Annotated in this window: 16 protein-coding genes; 8 read left to right on the forward strand and 8 right to left on the reverse strand. The window is 65.7% G+C overall.

Features of this window, described 5'->3' with window-relative positions; translation table 11 throughout:
- The first annotated feature begins 3 nt into the window (after positions 1 to 3).
- From L8F97_RS05410 to L8F97_RS05420, 3 genes are all read left to right on the forward strand, one after another.
- Entirely contained in the window at positions 4 to 2,448 is a 2,445-nt protein-coding gene (locus tag L8F97_RS05410; RefSeq protein WP_242147325.1) for a TonB-dependent receptor, read from the forward strand.
- A gap of 187 nt (positions 2,449 to 2,635) precedes the next feature.
- Positions 2,636 to 2,953, forward strand: a complete 318-nt coding sequence (locus tag L8F97_RS05415) for a 2Fe-2S iron-sulfur cluster-binding protein (RefSeq protein WP_242147327.1) — start codon at positions 2,636 to 2,638, stop codon at positions 2,951 to 2,953.
- Between the two features lie 83 nt (positions 2,954 to 3,036).
- Positions 3,037 to 3,189, forward strand: a complete 153-nt coding sequence (locus L8F97_RS05420; protein ID WP_242147329.1) for a hypothetical protein — start codon at positions 3,037 to 3,039, stop codon at positions 3,187 to 3,189.
- A gap of 46 nt (positions 3,190 to 3,235) precedes the next feature.
- Here the strand turns inward: L8F97_RS05420 and L8F97_RS05425 are convergent, their stop codons facing one another.
- From L8F97_RS05425 to L8F97_RS05445, 5 genes are all read right to left on the reverse strand, one after another.
- On the reverse strand, positions 3,236 to 3,916 hold the full coding sequence (locus L8F97_RS05425) for a MarC family protein (protein ID WP_242147331.1): 681 nt from the start codon (positions 3,914 to 3,916) through the stop codon (positions 3,236 to 3,238).
- Between the two features lie 158 nt (positions 3,917 to 4,074).
- On the reverse strand, positions 4,075 to 5,481 hold the full coding sequence (locus L8F97_RS05430) for an amino acid permease (RefSeq protein ID WP_242147333.1): 1,407 nt from the start codon (positions 5,479 to 5,481) through the stop codon (positions 4,075 to 4,077).
- 21 nt (positions 5,482 to 5,502) lie between these two features.
- Positions 5,503 to 6,159 carry a GntR family transcriptional regulator gene (locus L8F97_RS05435; protein WP_242147335.1) on the reverse strand — a complete coding sequence of 219 codons (657 nt, stop codon included), beginning with the start codon at positions 6,157 to 6,159 and terminating at the stop codon, positions 5,503 to 5,505.
- Positions 6,160 to 6,190: 31 nt separating this feature from the next.
- Positions 6,191 to 7,189 carry a 4-hydroxyproline epimerase gene (locus L8F97_RS05440; protein ID WP_242147337.1) on the reverse strand — a complete coding sequence of 333 codons (999 nt, stop codon included), beginning with the start codon at positions 7,187 to 7,189 and terminating at the stop codon, positions 6,191 to 6,193.
- 14 nt (positions 7,190 to 7,203) lie between these two features.
- Positions 7,204 to 8,118, reverse strand: a complete 915-nt coding sequence (locus L8F97_RS05445) for a dihydrodipicolinate synthase family protein (protein WP_242147339.1) — start codon at positions 8,116 to 8,118, stop codon at positions 7,204 to 7,206.
- An 80-nt stretch (positions 8,119 to 8,198) separates the two neighbouring features.
- Between L8F97_RS05445 and L8F97_RS05450 the strand changes: the two genes are divergently transcribed.
- The gene (locus L8F97_RS05450) at positions 8,199 to 9,434 is read left to right on the forward strand and encodes an NAD(P)/FAD-dependent oxidoreductase (RefSeq protein ID WP_242147341.1); all 1,236 of its coding nucleotides are present in this window, start codon (positions 8,199 to 8,201) and stop codon (positions 9,432 to 9,434) included.
- Positions 9,431 to 10,609: a M24 family metallopeptidase gene (locus L8F97_RS05455; RefSeq protein ID WP_242147343.1), complete on the forward strand. Its 1,179-nt coding sequence runs from the start codon at positions 9,431 to 9,433 to the stop codon at positions 10,607 to 10,609. The genes L8F97_RS05450 and L8F97_RS05455 overlap by 4 nt, the downstream gene beginning before the upstream one ends.
- A 12-nt stretch (positions 10,610 to 10,621) precedes the next feature.
- On the opposite strand, the gene L8F97_RS05460 is transcribed toward L8F97_RS05455, so the two are convergent.
- From L8F97_RS05460 to L8F97_RS05470, 3 genes are read right to left on the reverse strand one after another with little or no spacing between them, the layout of a single operon-like run.
- Positions 10,622 to 12,394, reverse strand: a complete 1,773-nt coding sequence (locus L8F97_RS05460) for a DUF885 domain-containing protein (protein ID WP_242147345.1) — start codon at positions 12,392 to 12,394, stop codon at positions 10,622 to 10,624.
- Positions 12,391 to 13,419: an Ldh family oxidoreductase gene (locus tag L8F97_RS05465; protein WP_242147347.1), complete on the reverse strand. Its 1,029-nt coding sequence runs from the start codon at positions 13,417 to 13,419 to the stop codon at positions 12,391 to 12,393. The genes L8F97_RS05460 and L8F97_RS05465 overlap by 4 nt, the downstream gene beginning before the upstream one ends.
- Complete coding sequence (locus tag L8F97_RS05470; protein ID WP_242147349.1) at positions 13,416 to 15,803, reverse strand: glycoside hydrolase family 127 protein; 2,388 nt, start codon at positions 15,801 to 15,803, stop codon at positions 13,416 to 13,418. The genes L8F97_RS05465 and L8F97_RS05470 overlap by 4 nt, the downstream gene beginning before the upstream one ends.
- A 159-nt stretch (positions 15,804 to 15,962) precedes the next feature.
- On the opposite strand from L8F97_RS05470, the gene L8F97_RS05475 reads away from it, so the two are divergent.
- From L8F97_RS05475 to L8F97_RS05485, 3 genes are all read left to right on the forward strand, one after another.
- Entirely contained in the window at positions 15,963 to 18,704 is a 2,742-nt protein-coding gene (locus L8F97_RS05475) for a DUF5695 domain-containing protein (RefSeq protein ID WP_242147351.1), read from the forward strand.
- 5 nt (positions 18,705 to 18,709) lie between these two features.
- On the forward strand, positions 18,710 to 20,083 hold the full coding sequence (locus L8F97_RS05480) for a peptide MFS transporter (RefSeq protein WP_242147353.1): 1,374 nt from the start codon (positions 18,710 to 18,712) through the stop codon (positions 20,081 to 20,083).
- An 80-nt stretch (positions 20,084 to 20,163) separates the two neighbouring features.
- Positions 20,164 to 23,106, forward strand: coding sequence for a TonB-dependent receptor domain-containing protein (locus tag L8F97_RS05485; protein ID WP_242147355.1), 2,943 nt, complete (start codon positions 20,164 to 20,166; stop codon positions 23,104 to 23,106).
- Positions 23,107 to 23,237 lie beyond the last annotated feature (131 nt).

Here is a 23,237-nt window from a genome sequence, read left to right on the forward strand (position 1 = left end):
TAAATGGTAACACGATTCTCGCGCGCGGGTTTGTTGTGCGCGACCGCGCTGGTGAGCGTTGCGGGTACGCCCGCATGCGCGCAGGACATGCCGCAGACGCCGGCCGCATCCCCCGCCGCCGCTGATGCGGGCGGCGTCAACGATATCGTCGTGACCGGCAGCCGGCGGCGGACGACGCTTCAGGATGCGCCGATCAACATCAGCGCCGTCTCGGCCGAGCTGATCCAATCGCAGCGCCTCGACGATATCCGCTCGCTCGCCAACTTCACGCCGGGCGTGACGGTGGCGGACACCGGCCCGGCCTCGACCGGCGGCATCATCCTGCGCGGCATCGCATCGGGCGATACCAGCGTCGACGGCGCCAACAGCGGCAATTCGGTCGGCGTATATCTCGGCGAGGTTCCGCTCTATCTTGACTTCAAGCTGATCGACATCAGCCGGGTCGAGGTGTTGCAGGGGCCGCAGGGCACGCTCTACGGCCTCGGCACGCTGGCGGGCGCGGTGCGCTACCTCCCCAACCGGCCGGACACGGACAAGTTCTCGATCGACCTGCATGGCCGCGCCTATGCGGAGTCGCATTCCGACGATTTCGGCGGGATCGGCGACGTCGCCATCAACGTGCCGCTCATCAAGGATCACGTCGCGTTCCGCACCTCCACCGGCTATTACAACAACGCCGGCTTCATCGATTACAACCACATCCTCCAGCATCCGGGCGCGTCCGATCCACAGCCGGGCCGTGCCACCGCGACGTCGACCGGATCGTTCGGCACCAACGACGATTATTACGCCAATTTCACCCGCAAGAAGGATGTGAACTACGAACACACCTTCACGACGCGCAACCAGTTGCTGCTGGAATACAACCCCAACATCAAAGCCTACCTCACCTACGCGCACCAGACCACCAAGACGGGCGGACGGCAGGCGAATGGCGGCGGGGTGCTCGACACCGACAAATACGAAGGTCCGTGGCGGTACAGCGAGCCGTTCAACCGCAAGTCCGACCTGTTCTCAGCCGAACTGAACATCAACCTGTTCAACGTCGCCCAGCTCGTCAGCACGACCGCCTTCACGAAGCAGCATTTCACCAATACCGACGATAACACTGATCTGCTGCTCGACCTCGACTACGGGTACGAGGCTTTCCCGCAATTTTCCTCCTACGCGAACAACCAGCGTGAAACTAAGCAGTTCAACCAGGAAGTTCGGCTTGTCTCCTCGCACGGCGGGCCGATCAACTGGGTATTGGGCGGCTTCTACAATCGCCAGAAATACCATTCGTCGCGGCAGGAATACACGCCGGGCTTCGCGGAATATTCCGATCTGTCCCGAACGGACAATCTCGAATACGTCTCTGACCTGCGAACCAAGAACGTCGAAAAAGCCGTTTATGGCGAGGCCACGCTACACCTGACCAAGGCGTGGCAGGTAACCGGCGGCCTACGCTACTTCAAATATACCGCCGATGTCGTAGGCGGATCAGCATTGCCGTTGATCGGCGTGGGCATCGCCGCCTATCCATCCACCACCATCCTGCCCACGCGCTTCCGACCAGGATCAACCGGCAAGGACGGATTGGTTTGGAAAGCGAACACGTCCTATAAGTTCAGCGACCAGTTGCTTGCCTATTTCACCTACTCGACCGGGTATCGGGTCGGCGGCGTCAACTCGGTGGTCGCCTGTACCGCTGAGGATCTGGCGCGGGCCGCGGCCGGCGGGCAGGTGCTCTGCGCGCTGCCCAACGAGCTGTTCTACGGGCCGGACAACACCCGCAACATCGAAGTCGGCGTACGCGCCAGCCTGTTCGACAAGCGCCTTCAGGTGACGGTGGACGGCTTCCATGTGAATTGGAACGGCGTTCAAGTGCCGAGCCAGACCGTCAACGGCGCGATCGGCATCACCGTGAACGGGGCCGACGCGGTGTCGCAGGGTTTCGATTTCCAGGGAACGGCGCGGATCACCCCGAACCTCTCCGTGACTGGCACCTATTCGTATGTCGACGCGCATCTGACCAAGGACGTCACCGGCCTCGTCGTCAGCCAGGGAATTCGCTACGATGCGTCGGCGGGCGACCGCCTGCCGGGTTCCGCCAAGAACTCCGGCAGCGCGCAGGTGAACTACAGCTATCCGCTCGGCGACGGGCGCCGGATCGAGGCGAACTGGGCGACGATCTACCGCGGCAATATCTATTCGCGCGTCGGCCTGCGCGGCAACGGCGAGATCATCCCGTCCTACGTGACGCACAGCGCCTCGCTGAACTACGTCACCAAGCAATATGAGATCGGCCTGTTCGCGGACAACATCTTCGACAAATACGCCATCACTGCGATCAGCAACGACAAGTCGTCGCTGAACCAGGTGCGGACAGACGTGGTCGAACGCTATTACGCGCAGGGCGTGCTGACACCGCGCCGTGTCGGCGTCGATTTCCGGGTTCACTATTGAACTGGACGCCTGACGGAAGGTGCAGCGTCGGCGTGGCACGCCGGCGCTGCACTTCGCTTCAAGGTATCCCGCCCGCCGCAGATCCGCCCCTACAAGGCGCGACGTTCGGCCTTAACGATCGATCGCAGTCTGCCGCGCTCCGCCACCCAGCGTCGCATCACCCCACCACCAGACCTCAGGATACACTATGGCCAAGTTGATAGTCACCACTCGCGAAGGTGAAACCCGCGAACTCGCATCCGCATCTGGGCAATCGGTGATGGAGATCATCCGCGACGCGGGAATCGACGAGTTGCTCGCGCTGTGCGGGGGCTGCCTGTCCTGCGCGACGTGCCACGTGCTGGTCGATCCAGCCGATTTCACCCGACTGTCGCCGATGACGAGCGACGAGAACGATCTGCTCGAAAGCACCGATTATCGTCAGCCGACCTCGCGCCTGTCGTGTCAGATCGCCTTCGACGACGCGCTGGACGGGTTGCACGTCACGATTGCACCAGACGCGTAAGCATCGTGCCAGCGGCACACCACGAGATTGTTTGGCGCGATCTCCCGTCTCGCGCGTTTTGAGGCGAGCAGAAGGAGAGCCATATGTCGGATCATAAGCCTAGCGAGCCAAAGCCGAGCGACTTCCGGGAGGCAGCTCGGCCGAGCGGTGCGGACGGTCATGTCGACACCGGCACGGACCAGCAGCCCACGCAGGGCGGCAACGACGAGAAGGAGAGCGAGGCTCACCCAAGCTAGGCGGTGCCGCTGAGCGGTGCCGCCTTGCCGCTCCGGCGGCCAAGGGTCACTTTGTCCCGAGCAACAACTGTCCCACGCCGACGATGCCGGTGATCATGATCTGGACGCCGATGCACAGGAGAAGGAACGCCACCAGGCGCGACAGGACGCGCGCGCCTGCCGGCCCGAGCAAGGCGGTCACGCTGTCCGACCAGCGATAGCAGACCCAGACCATCACCGCGATGCACGCGGCGGCAAGGCTCACCCCCACATAGAAACTAAGCAGACCGCCCTGCCCCCCAGGACGCTGCGATGCGAGCGCGATGGCGACGGCGATGGTCCCCGGCCCCGTGGTCAAGGGCATCGTCAGCGGGAAGAATGCCACGTCTTCGGCCGATTGGGCGGGCTCGGCCGAACTCGCCTTGCGCTCCTCGTGAACCTCGGGCTGCATGAGCAGGCCCCATGCCCGTACCGCCACGACAAGACCGCCGCCGATCCTGAGCGCGCTCAGGCTCACGCCGAAAAAGTTCAGGACGATGCCGCCGAGCAGAAGCGAGGCGAGCAGCACGATGAGCGAGTAGCTCGCGATCCTGCGGGCGAGTTCGTGCCGCTCCGCGCGCGTGCGGTTGCTGATAACCTGATGGAAGATCAACGCCGCGCCGACCGGATTGACGACGGAGAACAGCGTCGGAAACGCCAGCAGGAACGCGCCGATCACGCTTCCAAGTGGCAGCGGGTTGAAATCCAAGACCAATCCTTCCCGCTTACGCGCATCGCAACACGCGCCGATCGCTATCCGCCGCTGGGCCGACGCAAGGTCCGGCTTTAGCCGCTACAGGCGCTTGCGCAACCGGTGGATCGAACAGCCTGCGTCTGCCCGCGCCGCATTATCATGTTCCGCATGGTTCAGCGCTTCGCGCGGGCTTCGACCGCGGCCTCGCTGCGGCGGCGACCATAGACGAAGTAGATAGCCAGCCCGATCGCGTTCCACAGGATGAAGCGGACCAGCGTCATCGGCGGCAGGCTCGCCATCAGATACAGGCACCCCGCGACCGCCAGCCCGCCGACTAGGTACGGCGCGGGGCTGCGGAACAGCCGGACCGCATCGGGCGCCTTGCGCCGCATTGCGATCAGGCAGGCGCCGACCGCAATGAAGGCGAGCAGCGTGCCGGCATTGGCGAGTTCAGCGATCTCATCGAGCCGGAAGATGCCCGCCACCACCGCGATCGAGATGCCGGTCAGCAACGTGATGAGCGTCGGCGCGCCGGTCCGCTTCGACACCTTGGCGAGCCCGCGCGGCAGCAGTCCGTCACGCGCCATGACGAAGAACACGCGGCTCTGCCCGTACATCATCACCAGGATGACGGACGGCAATGCGAGGATCGCCGCCAGCGCGATCAGGTGCCCCGCGACCGGTTGCCCGATCGTGCGCAACACCAGCGCGAGCGGCTCGGGTGAATTGGCGAGCGCGGTGAACGGCAGCGCGCCGATCGCCGAGACCGCAACCGCGATGTAGATCAGCGTGCACAGGATCATCGAACCGATGATGCCGATGGTGAGGTCACGTTTGGGGTTCTTGGTCTCCTCCGCCGACGTCGCCACCGCATCGAAGCCGTAAAAGGCGAAGAACACGATCGCCGCCGCCGCCATCACGCCGTGCTTGCCCTCGCTGCCAAAACCGTAGGGCATGAACGGGTGCAGGTTCTTCGCATCGAAATGCGGCGCGGCGAACGTCACGAAGATCGCCAGCGCGACCAGCTTTATGACCACCAGCACGATGTTGAGCGTCGCACTCTCGCGCGTGCCGGCGATCAGCATACCCATCACCGCCAGCGCGACCGCCACCGCCGGCAGGTTGACGATGCCGCCACCGTGCGGGCCGACCAGCAGCGCGTGGGGTAGGTTTACGCCCGCCGATTCGATCCAGCCGACCAGATAACCCGACCAGCCGACCGCCACCGTCGAACACGCCAGCGAATATTCGAGGATCAGGCTCCAGCCGACCACCCAGGCGATGCCCTCGCCCAGTGCCACATAGCTGAACGTATAGGCGCTGCCCGCCGCCGGGATCATCGTCGCCATCTCGGCATAGGCCAGCGCCGCGCACCCGCACACCAGCCCGCAGATCAGGAAGGCGAGGATCACCGCCGGTCCGGCCCGCTCCGCACCAACCCCGACCAGCGTATAGATGCCGGTGCCGACGATCGCGCCGACGCCGAGCGCGATCAGGTGCGGCCAGCTCAGCGTCTTGGCGAGGCTCTGCCCGGCGGCATGCCGGGCGACGCCTTCGAGCGATTTGGTCGGTCCGAACATGTTTTCCCCCGGATGTGCGCGTCAGCTGGTGGCGTCGGCTGCAAACTGTGTTTTCAGATCGTCGAGCGTCGCCTGAATGTGCGCGCCGAGCAAGCTGGTGATACGCTCGTGGTCGCGCGACAACCACGCGTCGAGCATCTCGCGATGTTCCAGGTGCGCGCGCGCGTCACGTCCCGCGGGTTCGAGATGTGCGACGACATAGCGTTCGGCCAGGATCGCCAGCCGCTCGACCAATTGGGTGGTCAGCAGGCGTTGCCCGGGCCGCACCATCGCGGTGTGGAAGTCGCGGTTGCACATCGCCACCTCCGCCACGTTACTGGCGGCGGCCCGGTCGAGCCGCTCGAACGCCGCGATCGTCGCCTCGCGATCGGCCTCGGTCGCGTGGACGGCGGCGCGGGCGGCGGCGGCCGGCTCGATCGACAGGCGCAGCTCGTAGATCTCCTCCGCCTGCCGGCCCGACATCGGTTGCACGAAATAGCCGCGATTGGCCTGGCTGGTGAGCAATCCTTCCTGCTCCAGCCGCGCCAGCGCCTCGCGCAGCGGGATCTTGCTGACGCCGAGTTCGGCGGCGAGCGCATCCTGCCGGATCGGCAGTTCGTGCGGCAGCTTGCCCGTGACGATCTGTTCGCGAACCACCTCGAACACGCGTTCCGACAACGTACGAACGACTAAACTCATCGCGAGGCGGCTCCGATCGGGCAAGCGGGAATCACTTGACCTGGAAACCTTCCCAGAAGCGGTCGGCGCGATCAATCCAGATCGTGTTGAAGCCGGTACTTATCGCCGCCCCCTCGATCGACGGGATGATCGCGGGCTGGTCGCCGAGCATCGTCGCCGCTTCGACGCGGCCGATGAAGCGGCTGCCGATATAGCTTTCGTGAACAAAAGGATCGCCCACCGCGAGCCGACCGGTCGCGGCAAGATGCGCGAGCCGCGCCGAGGTGCCGGTACCGCACGGCGACCGATCGATCGCGCGGTCCCCGTAGAACACCGCGTTACGGCCGTCGGCATCGTTGGCACGGGGCCGGTCCGCCCACAGGATGTGGCTGACGCCGCGAATGGTCGGGTCGGACGGATGCACCGGCTCGTACTGCGCCTGCACCGCCTCGCGCACGCGCGCACTCAGTTCTACCAGCCGTGCCGCGCCGAGATCGTCGAGCCCGGTGTAGCGCCCCTGTGGTTCGACGATCGCGTAGAAATTGCCGCCGTAGGATACGTCGATCGACAGCGCGCCGATCCCGTCGACATCGACCTGAATGCCACGTCGCGCTACATAGGCGGGGACGTTGACGATCCTGACGGAGGTGACCTTGTCGCCCTCCACCTCATAGGCGATGTCGATCACGCCAGCCGGCACCTCGATGCGCAGCTTGCCCGGCGTGGCGGGCTGAATCAGCCCGTGCTCCAGCCCGAACGTGACCATGCCGATCGTGCCGTGGCCGCACATCGGCAGGCAGCCCGAGGTTTCGATGAACAGGATGCCGATATCGGTGTCGGGCATGGTCGGCGGGTAGAGAAACCCGCCCGACATCATGTCATGCCCGCGCGGCTCGAAGCACAGCCCGGTGCGGATCCAGTCGAACCGCGCCAGGAAGTCCTGGCGCCGTTCCGACATGGATGCGCCCTTCAGCAACGGCGCGCCGCCCGCGACGAGGCGGACGGGATTACCGGCGGTATGCCCGTCGATGCAGAAGAAGGTGTTCCGCACAGCCGCCCCTCGCCTTATGCCGCCAGCGCGCGTTCGATAACGGGGCGCGTCGCCGCCGCTTTCTCGACCATTGCGATCACCTCGGCACGGCGCGCACCGATCAGCGGCAGGCGCGGCGGCAGCACGCGTTCGGAGCCGCGACCCATCACCTGCTCGGCCAGCTTGATCGATTGGACCAGATCATGCTCGGCATCGAGATGCAGCAGCGGCATGAACCAGCGGTAGATTTCGAGCGCCTTGGCATGATCGCCGCGATCGAACGCAGCCACCAATTCGACCGATTCCTTGGGGAAGGCGTTGGTCAGCCCCGAAACCCAGCCCTGCGCGCCGAGGTACAGGCCCTCCAGTGCCACGTCGTCCAGACCGGCGAACAGCACGTAGCGATCGCCGAATTCGTTGCGGAAATCGGTGAAGCGGCGCGTATCCGGCGCAGATTCCTTGACGCAGACGATGTTCTCGACCGCGACGAGCGCGCGCAGCACGTCGCTGTCGATCGTGGTGCGATAGGCGGGCGGGTTGTTGTAGAGCATGATCGGCAGGCTGGTGCTTTCCGCGATGCCCTTGAAATGCGCGATCAACTCATGGCTTTGCGGGACATAGACCATCGGCGGCAGCACCATTAAACCATCGGCGCCGATGCTTTCGGCAGCCTGGGCATAGCGTACCGAGCGGCGCGTGTCGTACTCCGAAACCCCGGTCAACACCGGCACGCGCCCCTTCACCGCCTCCACGATCGCGGCGAGAACGGTCTTCTTTTCCTCGAACTCGAGCGAATTGTTCTCGCCGCAGGTACCGAGCGCGATGATCCCGGTGACACCGTCCACGATGAGATCATCGACCACGCGTTGCGTCTCGCCGAGATCGATCGACAGATCCTCGCGAAGTTGCGTCGTCACTGCGGGGAACACGCCGCTCCAACCGATTGCCATATCGTAAAATCCGTCCTGTAGTTTCTTTCTGGATACGGTATACGATAGGATATGTTGCGCGGCAACAGGAGATTAAGGCGATGAAGATTGCGATTGTCGGCGCAGGTGTCGTGGGGCTTGCCTGCGCGATTGCGCTGGCCGAGGCGGGGCATGCCGTCGAGATCCTCGAACGATCGAGCGGCAACGATGCCGCATCGTGGGGCAACGCGGGGCATATCGCCACCGAACAGGTCGCGCCGCTCGCCTCGCCGGCGACGCTGCGAGGCGCGGTGCGGCGGCTGTATCCGCTGGGTGGCGCGCTGTCGCTGCCGCCGGCGATGATGGGCGCATGGCTGCCGTTCGCGCTGCGCATGGCCGCCGCATCGACCCCGCGCGCCTTCGCAAGCGGCAAGCAGGCGCTGTCGGCATTGCTGGCGGACGCGCTGCCTGCGTGGCAGCGACTGGGTGGGCTGCTGGGCGATGGCGATCTGGTCCGCGACGGCGGCCATTTCGTCGCGTGGGAGACACCCGCCCGCGCTGCACATGGTCTTGCAGCGTGGCGCGCGACCGACACCGGCACCGCGCGTTTCGACTCCGCTTCCGCCGGGCAACTGGCGGCGATCAACAGCCTGACCGCGCGACCGGTCGCCGGGGCGATCCGCTTTACCGGCAGTGCGCACATCGCCGATCTCGGCCGGCTCGGAACCGCGATGCGGAATCGCTTCATGCAGGCGAGCGGCCGGATCACGCCATGCGATGCCGATCTCGTCCGCGCCGATGGACAGGCGCAAATCCCGGGCGTCGCCGCCGATCTGATCGTGATCGCAGGCGGCGTGCGATCGGGTGCGCTGGTCGCGCGGGTCGGCCACCGCGCGCCGATCATCGCCGAACGCGGATACCACATTCGCGCCGCTGCCGATCGCTGGCCGCATGATCTGCCGCCGATCGTGTTCGAGGATCGATCGATGATCGTCACCCGCTACGACGACACGGTACAGGCGGCGAGCTTCGTCGAGTTCGGCACGCCCGACGCCCCGCCGGACGCGCGCAAATGGGCGCGGCTGGAACGCCATGTCGCCGAGCTTGGCCTGCCGATCGCCGGGCCGTTCACCCGCTGGATGGGCGCACGGCCGACGCTGCCGGATTACCTGCCCGCGATCGGGCGGTCGCGCCGGGTGGACAATTTGATCTATGCTTTCGGGCATCAGCATCTCGGCCTCACGCTCGCCGCCATTACCGGCGAGATCGTGCGGCATCTTGCAGACGATATCACACCACCGCTTGCGATCGACAGTTTCGATCTCGAACGGTTCGGCGGCACAGGAGGACGAGCATGATTGGCGGATCGACGGCGGAAGCCGAACTTGGGGCCCTCGCGCGCTGGGCGAGCCCCGCGCCGGGGATCACGCAAGCCGAACGACTGACACGGCTCGACCGGCTGCGCGCGCTCGGGGCCGAGCGCGGCGCGGATGCGGTGCTGGTCAACGCTGGGCCGAGCCTGCACTATTTCGCCGGGGTAAGCTGGCGCGCGACCGAGCGGCTGGTGGCGCTACTGGTGCCGGTGAACGGCGAACCCCGGATGATCTGCCCGGCGTTCGAGCGTGGATCGCTGGAGGCAGAACTCGCGGTGTCGGCCGACCTGCTGCTGTGGGAGGAGGATGCCGATCCCGTGCAGCTGGTCGCAGATGCGCTGCCGCGCGGCGCCACGCTTGCGGTCGATCCGCTGCTGCCGTTTCATTATGGCGAGACCATACGGGCGGCTGGACTGACGCTGATCGACGGCGCCTTCGCGATCGACGGGTGCCGGATGGTGAAATCGGCCGCCGAACTCGCGCTGATGCGGCAGGCCAAGGCGATGACGCTGGAGGTGCACCGTCGCGCCGCCCGCATCCTCGCCCCCGGCATCGCGGCGAGCGCGGTGGTGCGCTTTATCGACGCTGCGCATCGCGCGCTGGGGGCAAGCGGTTCGAGCTTCTGCGCGGTCCAGTTCGGGCGCGCGACCGCGTTTCCGCACGGCCTGCCCGGCGATCAGCTGTTGGAGGAGGACAGCCTGGTGCTGATCGACACCGGCTGCACCGTGCATGGCTATCATAGCGACATCACCCGCACCTACGCATTCGGCACCGTCAGCGACGAAGTGCGCTCTTTATGGGCGCTGGAGAAGGCAGCACAGGCCGCCGCGTTTGATGCGGTCGCGCCCGGCGTGCCGTGCGAGGCGGTTGACGCGGCGGCGCGGCGGGTGCTGGAAGGTGCCGGCCTCGGCCCCGATTACCGCCTGCCCGGCCTGCCGCACCGCACCGGCCACGGCATCGGCATGGCGATCCACGAACCCGCCTATCTGGTGCGCGGCGATCGTACTCCGCTCGCACCCGGCATGTGCTTTTCCAACGAACCGATGATCGTCGTGCCGGATCGCTTCGGCATCCGGCTGGAGGACCATTTCCACGTCACCGAAACCGGCGCGGCGTGGTTTACCGAACCGCAGGTGTCGATCGACCGACCGTTTCCGTGACCGGCTACGGCCTTACTCCTCGTCGGGGTAAGGCCCCTTGCCGCCGTCCTTGATGAATTGATCGGTGCGTGCCTCGATCAGCGGGAGCGGCACCGATCCCAGTTGCAATACCGCATCGTGCCACGCGCGGATGTTGAACTTGGTACCAAGCGCCTGCTCGGCATGCGCGCGGGCTTGTTCGAACGCCAGTTCGCCCATGTAATAGCTCAGCGCCTGCCCCGGCCAGGCGATATAGCGATCGACCTCGGTTTCGATCTCGTGATCCGACAGCGCGGTATTGTCGTGGAGGAACGCCTGCGCCTGTGCGCGGCTCCAGCCCTGCGCATGAATGCCGGTATCGACCACCAGCCGCGCCGCGCGCCACATCTGGTAGCTGAGCATGCCGAAGCGATCATAGGGATCGTCGTACATCCCCATGTCGACGCCAAGCTTCTCGCAATACAGCGCCCAGCCCTCGCCGTACGCCGACAGATAGGCGTCGCGGCGGAACTGCGGCAGCCCCTTGTTCTCGGCGGCAAGCGGCATCTGGAAGGCATGGCCGGGCGCGGACTCGTGCAGCGTCAGCGCGACCATCTGATAATAGGGCCGCGACGGCAGGTTCCAGGTGTTGACCAGATAGATGCCCGGCCCACCGCGCCCGCCGGTATAGAACGGCGCGAGATCGGCCGGCACCGGCTTGATCGCGAAGCGGCTGCGCGGCAGGTGGCCGATCCAGTCGCTCGCCTTGCCGTCGAACGTCTTGGCGATCCACGCCGCGCGGTTGAGCAGATCCTGAGCTGTCTTCGGGTAAAAGCGCGGATCGGTGCGCAGGAAGTGCAGGAACGCGGGCAGATCGCCGTCGAACTTCACCTGACGGATCACGTCGAGCATTTCACCATGGATCTTGGCGACCTCGGCCACGCCGATCGCGTGGATTTGCTCGGGCGTCTTGTCGAGCGTGACGAACTCGCGGATCTTGGTTTGGTAATAGGCCTTGCCGTCGGGCAGATCATAGGCGGCGAGCGTCTTGCGCGCACCCGGGATATATTCGGTGCGCAGGAAGGCGAGCAACCTGGCATGCGCGGGCACGACGTCCCGTGCGATCGTGGTGGCGGCCTCCGCCTTCAACGCGGCTTGCGTGGCGGGCGTTATGCCGGCCGGAAACTTCAGGAACGGCGCATAGAACGGGTTGTCGGTAACCGTCTTGGCCTGGGCGACTTGCGCCACACCGATATCGCGGCCCTGCAGCGTCACCTGCGGCGGCGTGAAGCCCCGCTTGAGGCCGGCGCGCATGTTGACGATCTGCGCGTCGAAATAGCGCGGAATGTCTCGGAGCAACGCGAGGTAGTTGCGATAATCGGCTTCCTTGCGGAACGATCCGCGCGACGCTTCGGCGACATCGCCCCAGAAGCTGGTGTCGGCGTTGAGCGGCTTCTCGTAATCGCGATACTGCTGCTCGGCCAGCAATGCGTCGATCTGGCCCTTGTAGACGGCATAGTCGATCTTGCCCGCGGCCGAGAGGTTCGCCACCGGGATCGCTGCCAGCTGCCGTTCGGTGTCGCTCCAGCGCGCGAGCTTCGCCGCCTGCGCCCGCGCGCTGACGTCGGGCAGGTGTTCGGTGGCATTGGGGCCGCTGTTCTCATCCGGGCCTTGCAGCGCCTGCCGCCACGTATATTCGGCGGTGTAGATCGCCTTCAGCCGATCGTCGGCGGAGTTCGCGTGCGCGACCGGCGTGGCGGCGTGCGCCGCGATCGGGGTGCCGCTCAACGCCAGCGCCACCGCCAGCCAGTTCGTCCATGCGTTCATGCCTGCTCCACCAATGCTGCTATATCCGCGAGAAGGCGCGCCGGCACCCGGACGCCGTGCGCGAGACTCTCGGCGCGCGCTGCGTAACGGCGCTGCGACGGCAGCCGTGCGCCCTGCCCCTGAATGGCGGCGAACAGCCGTTCCGCACGCACGAGATGCGCGTCGACCGCGTCGCCGAGAAATCCGGCGGGATCGATCGCAAGGATCAGTTCACCGCCCAATGGCGATCCGCCCGCGCCGCCATCCGCCACGATCGACTCCCGGCTGGTGAGATCGCCGATCAGCGGGCCGGCGATCAGTTCGACCATCGCCGCCAATGCCGATCCCTTGTGGCCGCCAAAGGTGCGCATCGCGCCGTTCAGCGCGGCGAGCGCGTCCGTAGTAGGTGCGCCATCGGCGTCATAGCCCCAGTTGTCCGGGATTGATCTGCCGGCACGGCGGTGCAATTCGATCTCGCCGCGCGCCACCGCACTGGTGGCGAAATCGAACACGAACGGCGGGGTGTCCGGACGCGGCCAGCCGAACGCGATCGGGTTGGTGCCGAACACCGGCTTGGTGCCGCCCGCCGGCGCGACCCAGGCGTGGCTGGGTGTGAACGCCAGCGCCACCAGCCCCTGATCCGCCAGCCATTCCACCTCCGGCCACAGCGCGGCGAAATGCACGACATTGTTCAGGGCAAGCGCGGCGATGCCATAGGCCCGCGCCTTCTCCACCAGCATGCCCCGACCGGTTTCGAAAGCAAGTTGCGCGAAACCGCCGCCGCCATCGACCCGCACCAGCGCGCGTGCCGGCTCGCTCCGTGTCGGCACGGCATCGGTCCGCACCGTGCCCGCGCGGATGCTGTTGGTGGCAACGAGCAGCCGGTACAGCCCGTGCGAGGTGCAGCCGTCACGCTCACCCGCCACCATCGTCTCGGCGACCGCATCCGCGTGCGGCGCGGACAGGCCCGCGCGCAGCAGCGTGGTGCGTGCCAGCGTGCGAACCGCGTCCAGCGACATCGCGATGTCGGCAGCGTCTGCCGTCATGCGGCGGGCTTCGGCTTGGCGCTGAACAACACCACGCCGAACACCGGCCCGGCGGTATGCTTGGCATGTGGCACGAACCGCACCTTCAACTGCGCCTTGCCTTGGGTCAGCCCGATCGGCAGCGGATATTCGACATCCATGAACTTGCCCGGTTGGTCACCGCCGAGGTGTTGCGTGGCGACTTTCACGTTATCGACCATGATGTCGAAATCCGTGCCACGCTCGTCACCCCAATAGGTCGCCTGCAGGATCAACGGTCCGGGCTTCGCCTTCACGGTGAACTCGAAAAACCCGCCCGAGCGTGCATCGCGCCCGTTGCGATTGCGGTAGCTGACCGGATACGACAGTTCCGAGATCAGGCCGTGGTCATGTTCCGGCTGCATCTCACCAAGATGGACGACGTCGACCGAGCGCGCCGCGATATCCTTCAACCGCGCCTGTTCGGCGACGAAGGCGGCCTCCTCGGTCTTCCATTCGTCTTCGGAGAAGCGCTTGAAATACACCGCGCTACGCCGCTCGTACTGCCGGTAGAACGGCACGAAGGTGAGGTCGCCCGGGCGCGCGATGCCACTGGTGGCGTATGTCGCGGTTTGCGCGCCAGGACGAAAGCCGCTGAGCAGATCGCCGCCGACCAGTGCGGGATCCGCGCGCGACCAGTCGCCTTCGGTGGTGCCGAGATCGGCCGCCATCACCATCGGCCCGCGCAGGAACGCAATCGTCTTGTCATCGCCCGGTGTCGGCTCGATCCGCAGGTCGAGCGGCAGCGTGATGGCGAGCGTGTCACCCGCCTGCCAGCGCCGCTCGACCACGGCGTAACCACGCACGAACGCGGGCGTCACGGGTGCGCCGTTGACGGTGACGATCGCCTTTCCCGCCGCCCAGGCGGGCACGCGCAGTGCGATCGGGAACCTGCCCGGCCTGGCGAGTTTGGCGAGCGTCAGGGTCGAAGTGCCTTCGAAGGGATATTTGGTGTCGAGCACCAGCGATGCGCCGCGCGCGGCCCAGGTCGCCTCCGCAGGGATGTAGAGGTTGACGAGCAACGCCTTGCCCCGCGCCGCATCGCCTTCCCAGAAGATCGACTCGCCGTGTTTGGCGTGGCTCTCCATGCCGGTGCCGACGCAGCACCAGAATGCATCGTCGGCCGGTGTCGAATAGGCCCGTACCGCGCCGGTCAGCAGCGGGGTCATGTAGGTGAAGCCGGCGGTCTTCGGGTTCTGCGCCGCCATCACGTGGTTGAGATGCGCGCGTTCGTAATAGTCGAACAGCGCGCCGTCGGGTGACCACGAATATAGCTGCCGGGTCAGCTTGAGCATGTTGTAGGTGTTGCAATGCTCGCACGTCTGTTCGGTGATGTGCGTGGCGATCGTGTCGGGCGCGGAGAAATATTCGCGATCCGCATTGCCGCCGATCACATAGCTGTGATGCTGCGTCACCGCCTGCCAGAAGTAGCTGGCGGCAGTCGCCTTGGCCGGCTCGCCGGTCAGTTCGTGGATGCGCGCCAGCCCGATCAGCTTTGGCACCTGTGTGTTGGCATGGAAATTGGCGAGCCTGTCCTCGCGATGTTCGAGCGGGTCGAGCATCTTGCGGTCGTACAGCCGCTCGGCAACAGCGAGGTAGCGTTTGTCGCCGGTGCGGGCGGACAGTTCGGCGTAACTCTCGTTCAGGCCGCCATATTCGGTGCCGAGCATCTCCTGCATCTGCGCGTCGTCCAGCGCAGCGAACACCGGCTCGAAATATCCGGCGAACGCGACAGCGACCGCCAACGCCTTCGGATTGCGCCAGCTTCCGTGGATGTCGAGCAGCCCGGCGAACAGCTTGTGGACGGTATAGAAAGGCGACCATGCGCCATTGAGATCGAACCCGCCGGAGCGGATGTCGCCCTTCATGATTTCGGGGAAGATCTCGATCGCATCGACGACCTTGCCGTCTTTGCGCTTGCGCTGCATCGCGCCGATATAGCCGTTGCCGCGCGCCGCCTGCGCCGCCGCCAGTTCATCGACGATGTAATCAGCGCGGGTGCGGACGGCGGCGTCGCCGGTCTGTTCGTGCATGCGCACCAGCGCCGTCATGTAATGGCCGAGCGTATGGCCGGCGATGGTATCGCTTTCCCAGCCGCCGTAGATCTCGCCCTTGGGTGGCAGGCCGGCATACAGGCGGAAGTTGTGGAGCAACCGGTCCGCGCTCAGACGCAGCAGGTAGCTGCGGTTGACCTCGACCGCAGTGGCGAAATCGGAGGGACGCAAACGCACAGTGGAGAGCGGCAACGGCGTAGCTGTACGCGGCAACGCAGCGGCTAAAACGGTGGCCGCCCCCGCTCCTGAAGCCCGCCCGAGCAACGCGAGTGTTGCGGCGCCCATCATCATCTCGCGTCTTGTGGTGCGCATCGCCCTCACCCTTCGAATATGGTATACGATTATCTGTCGCCGCGAAGAAGGTCAACCGTTGAACGCCCTGCGCATCGCTGTAAATATACCGTATAATATTGTTGACCTGCAAACGGCATCCTGCTTGTTGTAAGCGATGTCATCTTCTCCGCACATCGTATGACACCGTTGGTGCAGCGCACCCGCCTCCTGGTCATAGCTTCGGCACTTGCCATTACGCCGGCGGTGCTTGCGCAGGAGCCGCCCAAGCCGAAGCCGGTGTTCACGCCGATCGCGACGACACCGCTGCGGATCGGCAGCTTCGACCTCGCGCTACGCCGCGATACGCAGACGCTCGCGCGGCTCTCCCCGGCGGCGGTGCCGGAGTTCGACTTCGTGCCCGGCAACCGCGAGGCCGAGCGGCAGGGCGACGGCTACAACCACATCGGCGATATCGATATCCGGCTGCGCACCACCGGCAGCGCGTGGCGCGATTTCGCTTCGGCGCACGCACGCAAGCCGATCCGCTCGCTCGCCGCCACCGGCAGGACGCTTGCCGCGGCCGACATCACCGCGTCGATGGGCGCGGGGTTTCCGCTGCGGGTCGAGCGGCGCTGGATCGATGCAGGCGGGTCGCCGCTGTTGCGCTTCACGCTCGTCAACACCTCGACGCAACCGGTCGAGATCGGCGCGCTGGGGCTGCCGATGGTGTTCGACAACATCATCGATGATCGCACGCTCGAACAGGCGCATGCGCAGGCGAGCTTTACCGACCCCTATATCGGCCGCGATGCCGGGTATCTCCAGGTCACGCGGCTGAGCGGCAAGGGGCCGGCGCTGCTGGTGCTGCCCGACGCGCACAGTCCGCTCGAAGCCTATGTGCCGCTGCCCGATGCACGCGCCGCGCCGAATGCGGTGTTCAGCGAACGCAGCAAGCGCAGCCAGACCTCCGAAGGGTTCTACGACTGGACGATCGCGTCGAAAGGCTATGCCGATAAGGAGTGGGCGAAGGCGGGCTCGCAGTGGAACGTGCCGACCAGCATCATCCTCGCGCCGGGCGAAAGCCGCAGCGTCGGTGTGCGGTTCGCGCTGACGCCGCAGATCCGGGGAATCGAGGACACGCTCGCCGCGCAGCACCGCCCGGTCGTGGTCGGCATACCCGGCTATGTCGTGCCGACCGACATGCCGGCATCGCTGTTCCTGAAATACCGCGCGAAGGTGGCGAAGATCGAGTCCTTTCCAGCAGGGGCACTGGTGGCGACGCGGGCCGCGCCGGCCAAAGGCTGGGCGCGCTACACCGTGCGGGCGACCGGCTGGGGACCGGCGCGGCTGACCATCACCTATGCCGACGGAACGGTGCAGACGGTGAGCTACGACATCACCAAACCGCTGGATCAGGTGATGGCGGATCTCGGCCGCTTCATCACCACGCGGCAATGGTATGGCGACAAGGCCGATCCGTTCCACCGCAGCCCGGCGATCCTTACCTACGACCGCGAGGCCGGCAGGATCGTCACGCAGGAACCGCGGGTGTGGATTTCCGGCATGAGCGACGAGGGCGGTGCGGGCGCTTGGGTCGCCGCGATGATGAAGCAACTCGACAATCCCGATGCGGGCGAGGTCGCGAAGCTGGAGACGCTGGTCGACACCACCGTGCTTGGCACGTTGCAGGTGGCGGACGGGCCGCATGCCGGTGCGGTGAAGAAGAGCATCTTCTATTACGCGCCCAAGGAGCATCCCGGCTATTACGACCCGGCGACCGACTGGAAGACATGGACGTCGTGGTCGCATGCGCAAGCCGACGATATCGGCCGCGCGTATAACTATCCGCATGTCGCGATCGGGCATTGGGTGCTGTACCGGCTGGCGCGCAATCACCCTGGTCTGGTCACCGCGCATGACTGGCGCTGGTATCTGGACCATGCCTATACCACCGTCACCGCGATGATGCGCGACGCACCCTATTACACGCAGTTCGGGCTGATGGAGGGCGACGTGTTCGTCGATATCCTGAAGGACCTGAAGCGCGAGGGGATGACCGCCGAGGCCGCCAATATGGAAGCGCTGATGAAGCGCCGCGCCGACCATTGGAAGACGCTGCAATATCCGTTCGGCAGCGAGATGGCGTGGGATTCAACCGGCCAGCCCGAGGTCTACGCCTGGATGCGCTATTTCGGCTATCAGCCGCAGGCCGATACCACGCGCGAGGCGATCCTCGGTTACGATCCCGCCATCCCGAGCTGGGGCTATAACGGCAATGCGCGACGCTATTGGGATTTCCTGTACGGCGGCAAATATCCGCGCATCGAGCGGCAGATCCACCATTACGGATCGGCGCTCAACGCAGTGCCGCTGTTCGATGCCTATCGCGCCAATCCGGCCGACACGCACCTGCTGCGCGTGGCGTATGGCGGCATGATGGGCGGCATCACCAATATCGACCGTGACGGCTTCGGATCGGCGGCGTTCCATAGCTGGCCGGACCGGATGGCGTGGGACCCGTATACCGGCGATTATGGCATGGGCTTCTTCGGCCACGCCTATGCGGCGGCGACGTACCTCGTGAACGATGCGACGTTCGGCTGGGTGGCGTATGGCGGCAACCTCACGCAAGGCGGCGGCATGGTGACGGTGGTGCCGAAGGACGGCGCGCGCGCGCGGCTGTTCGTGGCGCCGGCGGGCGCGTGGATCACGCTTGAGGCGGGCAAGATTGCTTCGGCCAGCTATGCGCCGAAGACGGGCGCGATCACGCTGACGCTCGACCCCGCCACGCCCGCGACACCGGCGGCACGGCTGTTCGTCGAGGCGACCACCGGCGGACGCGCTTACGCCACCACCAGCGGCAGCGACGAACGCGGCGGACGCACTGTTCCGCTTGGGAGCACCGCCACCGTCGTCCACCTGATGCCATCGCGGTCGTGACCGTCATGCGGCAGCGCCATCCACGCGGCTTGGCCGTGCTGGCGATGACGGAGGCGTGGGAGCGCTTCTCCTTTTACGGCATGCAGGCGCTGCTGCTGCTCTACATGGTGACGACGCTACTGCCGTCCGCGCCCGAGCGGCGGGTGTGGGGGTTCGCAGGCTTTCGTTCCACCGTAGAGGCGGTGACCGGGCCGCTCTCCGATCAGGCGCTCGGCTCGCAGATCTTCGGGCTGTATGCCGGACTGGTCTATCTCACGCCGATCCTCGGCGGGCTGATCGGCGACCGGGTGATCGGCAGCCGGCGCACCGTTCTGCTCGGCGCGGGGCTGATGGCGGGCGGGCATTTCCTGCTCGCGTTCGATGCAACCTTCCTGATCGCGCTGGCGCTGCTGATCCTCGGCTCGGGGTGCCTGAAGGGCAATATCGCCACGCAGGTCGGGCGACTCTACGATGACGGCGATCCGCGCAGCGACCGCGCGTATCTGCTGTTCAACCTCGGCATCAATATCGGCGCGTTTGCCGGGCCGCTGGTGTGTGGGACGATCGGCGATCTGCGGGGTGCGCACTGGGGCTTCGCCAGCGCGGGTGTCGGGATGCTGATCGGCATTGCCCTTTATGGCGCGGGCTGGCGCTACCTGCCCGCTGATCGGGCGCGGCGTGGCGGGACCGCCATCGCCATGCGGCAGGCCGGAGATGGCAGGCGGATCGCCGGGCTGATCGGGCTGGTCGCGCTGACCGCGTTCTTCAATATCCCGTTCGGTCAGGGCTATAATCTGTTCCCGCTGTGGGTGAGCGGCGCGGTCGACCGCCATATCGGCGGGTTCGAGATGCCGATCGCCTGGTATCTGGCGAGCGACGGGCTGGTGACGGTGCTGGCGACACCGCTGGTGCTCGCGTTGTGGCAACGCCAGGCGGCGAACGGGCGCGAGCCGCGCGTCGCCGGCAAGATCGCGATCGGCTGCGCGATGCTGGCGGCGGCAGATCTGTTGCTCGCCGGGTTTTCCGCGGCGTTCCCGCAGCCGCATGCGCTCGGTGTGATGTGGGGGTTCGGCTATTTCCTGCTGTCGTCCTCCGCCTATCTGTTCGTGATGCCGGTGCTACTCGCGGCAGTAGCACGCGCCGCGCCGCCGCGACTGGCCGCGACACTGATGGGCGTGGCCTATGCCGGCCTGTTCGTCGCCAACCTCACCGCTGGCTGGCTCGGCCGTTTCTACGCGCCGCTCGGTCCAGCCCGGTTCTGGCTGCTGCATGCCGCGATCGCGGGCTTCGGCGCAGGCATCGCGGTGCTGGTCACGCGTAAACTGTCGCATTTGCTCGTCCCCGAGCAGGCGCTGCCCACCGACATACCCAATCCGCGCCACCTCAAGGACAGCGCATAATGGATATCGTATATTTTATTTGACAGGGTGTCGTCTTCGTGGTGCTGTTCGTCATACGAACGAACTCAAGGGGACATGGCATGGTGCGCACTCGCGCTTGGGGACATCGCTCAGCAGGACTGGGCGCTTTGGCGATCGCGCTGCTGTCGCCACCGGCACATGCCCAGATCGCCGCCGCACCACCGCAACCGAGCACCGGCGATGCCGCCGACGTCGTCGTCACCGGCACGCGCATCAAGCGTGCCGACCTTGAGAGCAACAGTCCGCTGACCACGGTGAGCGACGCGGAGATCCGCCTGCAGGGCGCGACCAGTGTCGAAAGCGTGTTGAACCGCCTGCCGCAATTCACCGCCGACGCCAACGAGAACGTCTCGAACGGGTCGGACGGCACCTCCAACGTCAACCTGCGCCACCTGGGGTCGAACCGGGTGCTGGTGCTCATCAACGGACAGCGCATGCTGCCGCAACAGGCGGTCGACACCAACTTCGTGCCGTCCGCGCTGGTCAAGAGCATCGATGTCGTCACCGGCGGCGCCTCCGCAGTATACGGGTCAGACGCAATGTCGGGCGTGGTCAACTTCGTGCTGCGCGACGACCTCAACGGGCTGCGGCTGGATGCGCAGAGCGGCATCTACCAGCATGAGAACGGCAACACCGGCCTACAGGCACTGTCCACCGCCAAGGGCTATCCCAATGCGCGCGGCGGCACCGTCGATGGCGGCAAGATCGACGTCAACGGCGCGTTTGGGCACAATTTCGCGGACGGGCGTGGCAACATCACCGTCTATGGCGGTTATCGCCATACCGATCCGGTGACGCAGGATTCGCGCGACGTGTCGGCCTGCGCGCTCGATCCGATCGACGACGCCGGATCGGGGCTGACCTGCGGCGGGTCCAGCAACAATCCGTGGGGTCTGTTCACGCTGCTGAGCGGGCCGAACAAGGGCAAGACGCTCAACAACACCAAGGACGGCGCGCACACCTGGACGCCGTACAACTCGGGCTTCCTCTACAATTACGCGCCGACCAACTATTTCCAGCGCTCGGACGACCGCTACACCGCGGGCAGCTTCGCCAAGTTCAAGCTGAGCGACCTGGTCGAGGTCTATGGCAGCTTCATGTACATGAACGACCATACCAACTCGCAGGCGGCGCCGTCCGCGCTGTTCCAGGGTACGACGTTCACGATCCCCTGCAACAATCCTTACCTGTCGGCGTCCCAGGCGACGACCTTGTGTGGCGCCGCCGCCGGCACCGCGCAGACGCAGGACACCTTCATCGGCCTGCGCCTGTCCACACCGCGCCGCGACGACCTGCGGCATGAGGACTTCCGCTATTCGGGCGGCGTGCGCGGCACCTTTGCGCAAAGGCTGACCTATGACGTGAACTTCCTGCAATCGCAGGTGAACTACGACGAACACTATATGAACAACGTCGACAACGTGAAGGCGCAGCGCGCGCTCAACGTCGTCAACGTCGCCGGCAAGCCGACCTGCCAGTCGGTGATCGACGGCAGCGATCCGAGCTGCCTGCCGATCGACGTGTTCGCCTACAATGCGATCGACCCGAACAACCTCGGCTACATCTTCTCCGACTCGCGCACCGCCAGCCGCAACCGGCAGACGGTGATTTCCGGCACGATCAGCGGCAATCTCGACAGCTACGGCATCCAGAGCCCGTGGGCGGACAAAGGCATCGCCTTTGCGGTGGGGGGCGAACATCGCCGAGAGTCGAAAAAATTTACGGCTGACGCGATCGCGCAGCAGAACGGCACCTTCAATTCGGACGGCATCATCAGCGTGAATGAAGGCTATGGCGAGATCGAGATCCCGATCCTGTCCAACCTGCCGCTGTTCAAGGCGCTCACCATCAACGGCGCGACGCGCTATTCGTCCTACCACAACGAACAGGGTTCGACCGGCTTCTCGTCCGATTACAACGTGTGGACGTACAAGGGCGAAATCTCGTGGTCGCCGGTATCCGACCTGCGCTTGCGCGCCAGCTATAACCGCGCGATTCGCGCGCCCAACATAGATGAATTGTTCGGCGCGGTGGCACTCGGCAACGTCACCGCCACCGATCCGTGCGCGGGCGCGAACCCGGTGCTGTCGCTGGCGACGTGCGAGCGTACCGGGGTCAGCGCCGCGCAATACGGCACTATTCCGCAGTGCCCGGCCGGCACCTGTGTGCAGCAATATGGCGGCAACCGCGACGTGAAGCCCGAGAAGGCCGACACCTACACGATCGGCCTCGTGCTGACCCCGCATGAAGTGCGCAACTTCACGCTGTCGGTCGATTACTTCCACATCAAGATCAACGATTACATCAGCACCATCGACCCGTCGCTGTCGATCAGCCAGTGCACCGCGACCGGCGATCCGTTCTATTGCAACCTGTTCCACCGCGATCCCAAAAGCGGCGTGTTGTTCGGCAACGACGGCTATGTCGTCGGCACCACGCTCAACACCGGCTACCTCAAGACGTCCGGCCTCGACATCACGTCGAGCTATGCGTTCGGGGTGGGTCGCTTCGGGCGGATCAGCCTCGACCTGGTCGGCACCTATCAGCTCGATCTCACCACTGAACCGCTGCCCGGCCTCGGCACGTACAATTGCAACGGCCTGTACGGCTATACCTGCGGCGAGCCTGCGCCCAAGTGGCGCCACCAGTTGCGCACCACCTGGGATTTCGGCGGCGCGAGCCACCCCGCGCTGTCGCTGGCATGGCGGTATTTCGGCGGCGTGCGGCTCTCCACCACGTCGGACAATGCGTATCTCGCCGATGCCGGATCGCCCAGCATCGTCAACCGCAAGATCGACGCGTATAATTACTTCGATCTCGCCGCGACGATCACGGTCGAGAAGCGGCTGACGCTGCGCGCCGGCGTCAACAATTTGCTCGACAAGGATCCGCCCGCGATCGCGCAGGGCGTGCTGGCAAGCTTCGGCAACGGCAACACCTATCCGGGCGTCTACGATCCGCTCGGCCGCTCGATCTTCGTCGGCGCGACCGTAGAGTTCTGATGCCCCTTACGGCCGGTCGCAAGCCCTCGACCGGCTGACACCGTGTCCAAGACAGACCCGTCGTGGCCAGACCGTTCGCACGCTCGCTTCTGCTGGCGATCGGGCTCGCCATTTTACCATATCGGCAGCGG

The organism is Sphingomonas sp. BAUL-RG-20F-R05-02, from assembly GCF_022662305.1.
Lineage (GTDB): Bacteria > Pseudomonadota > Alphaproteobacteria > Sphingomonadales > Sphingomonadaceae > Sphingomonas.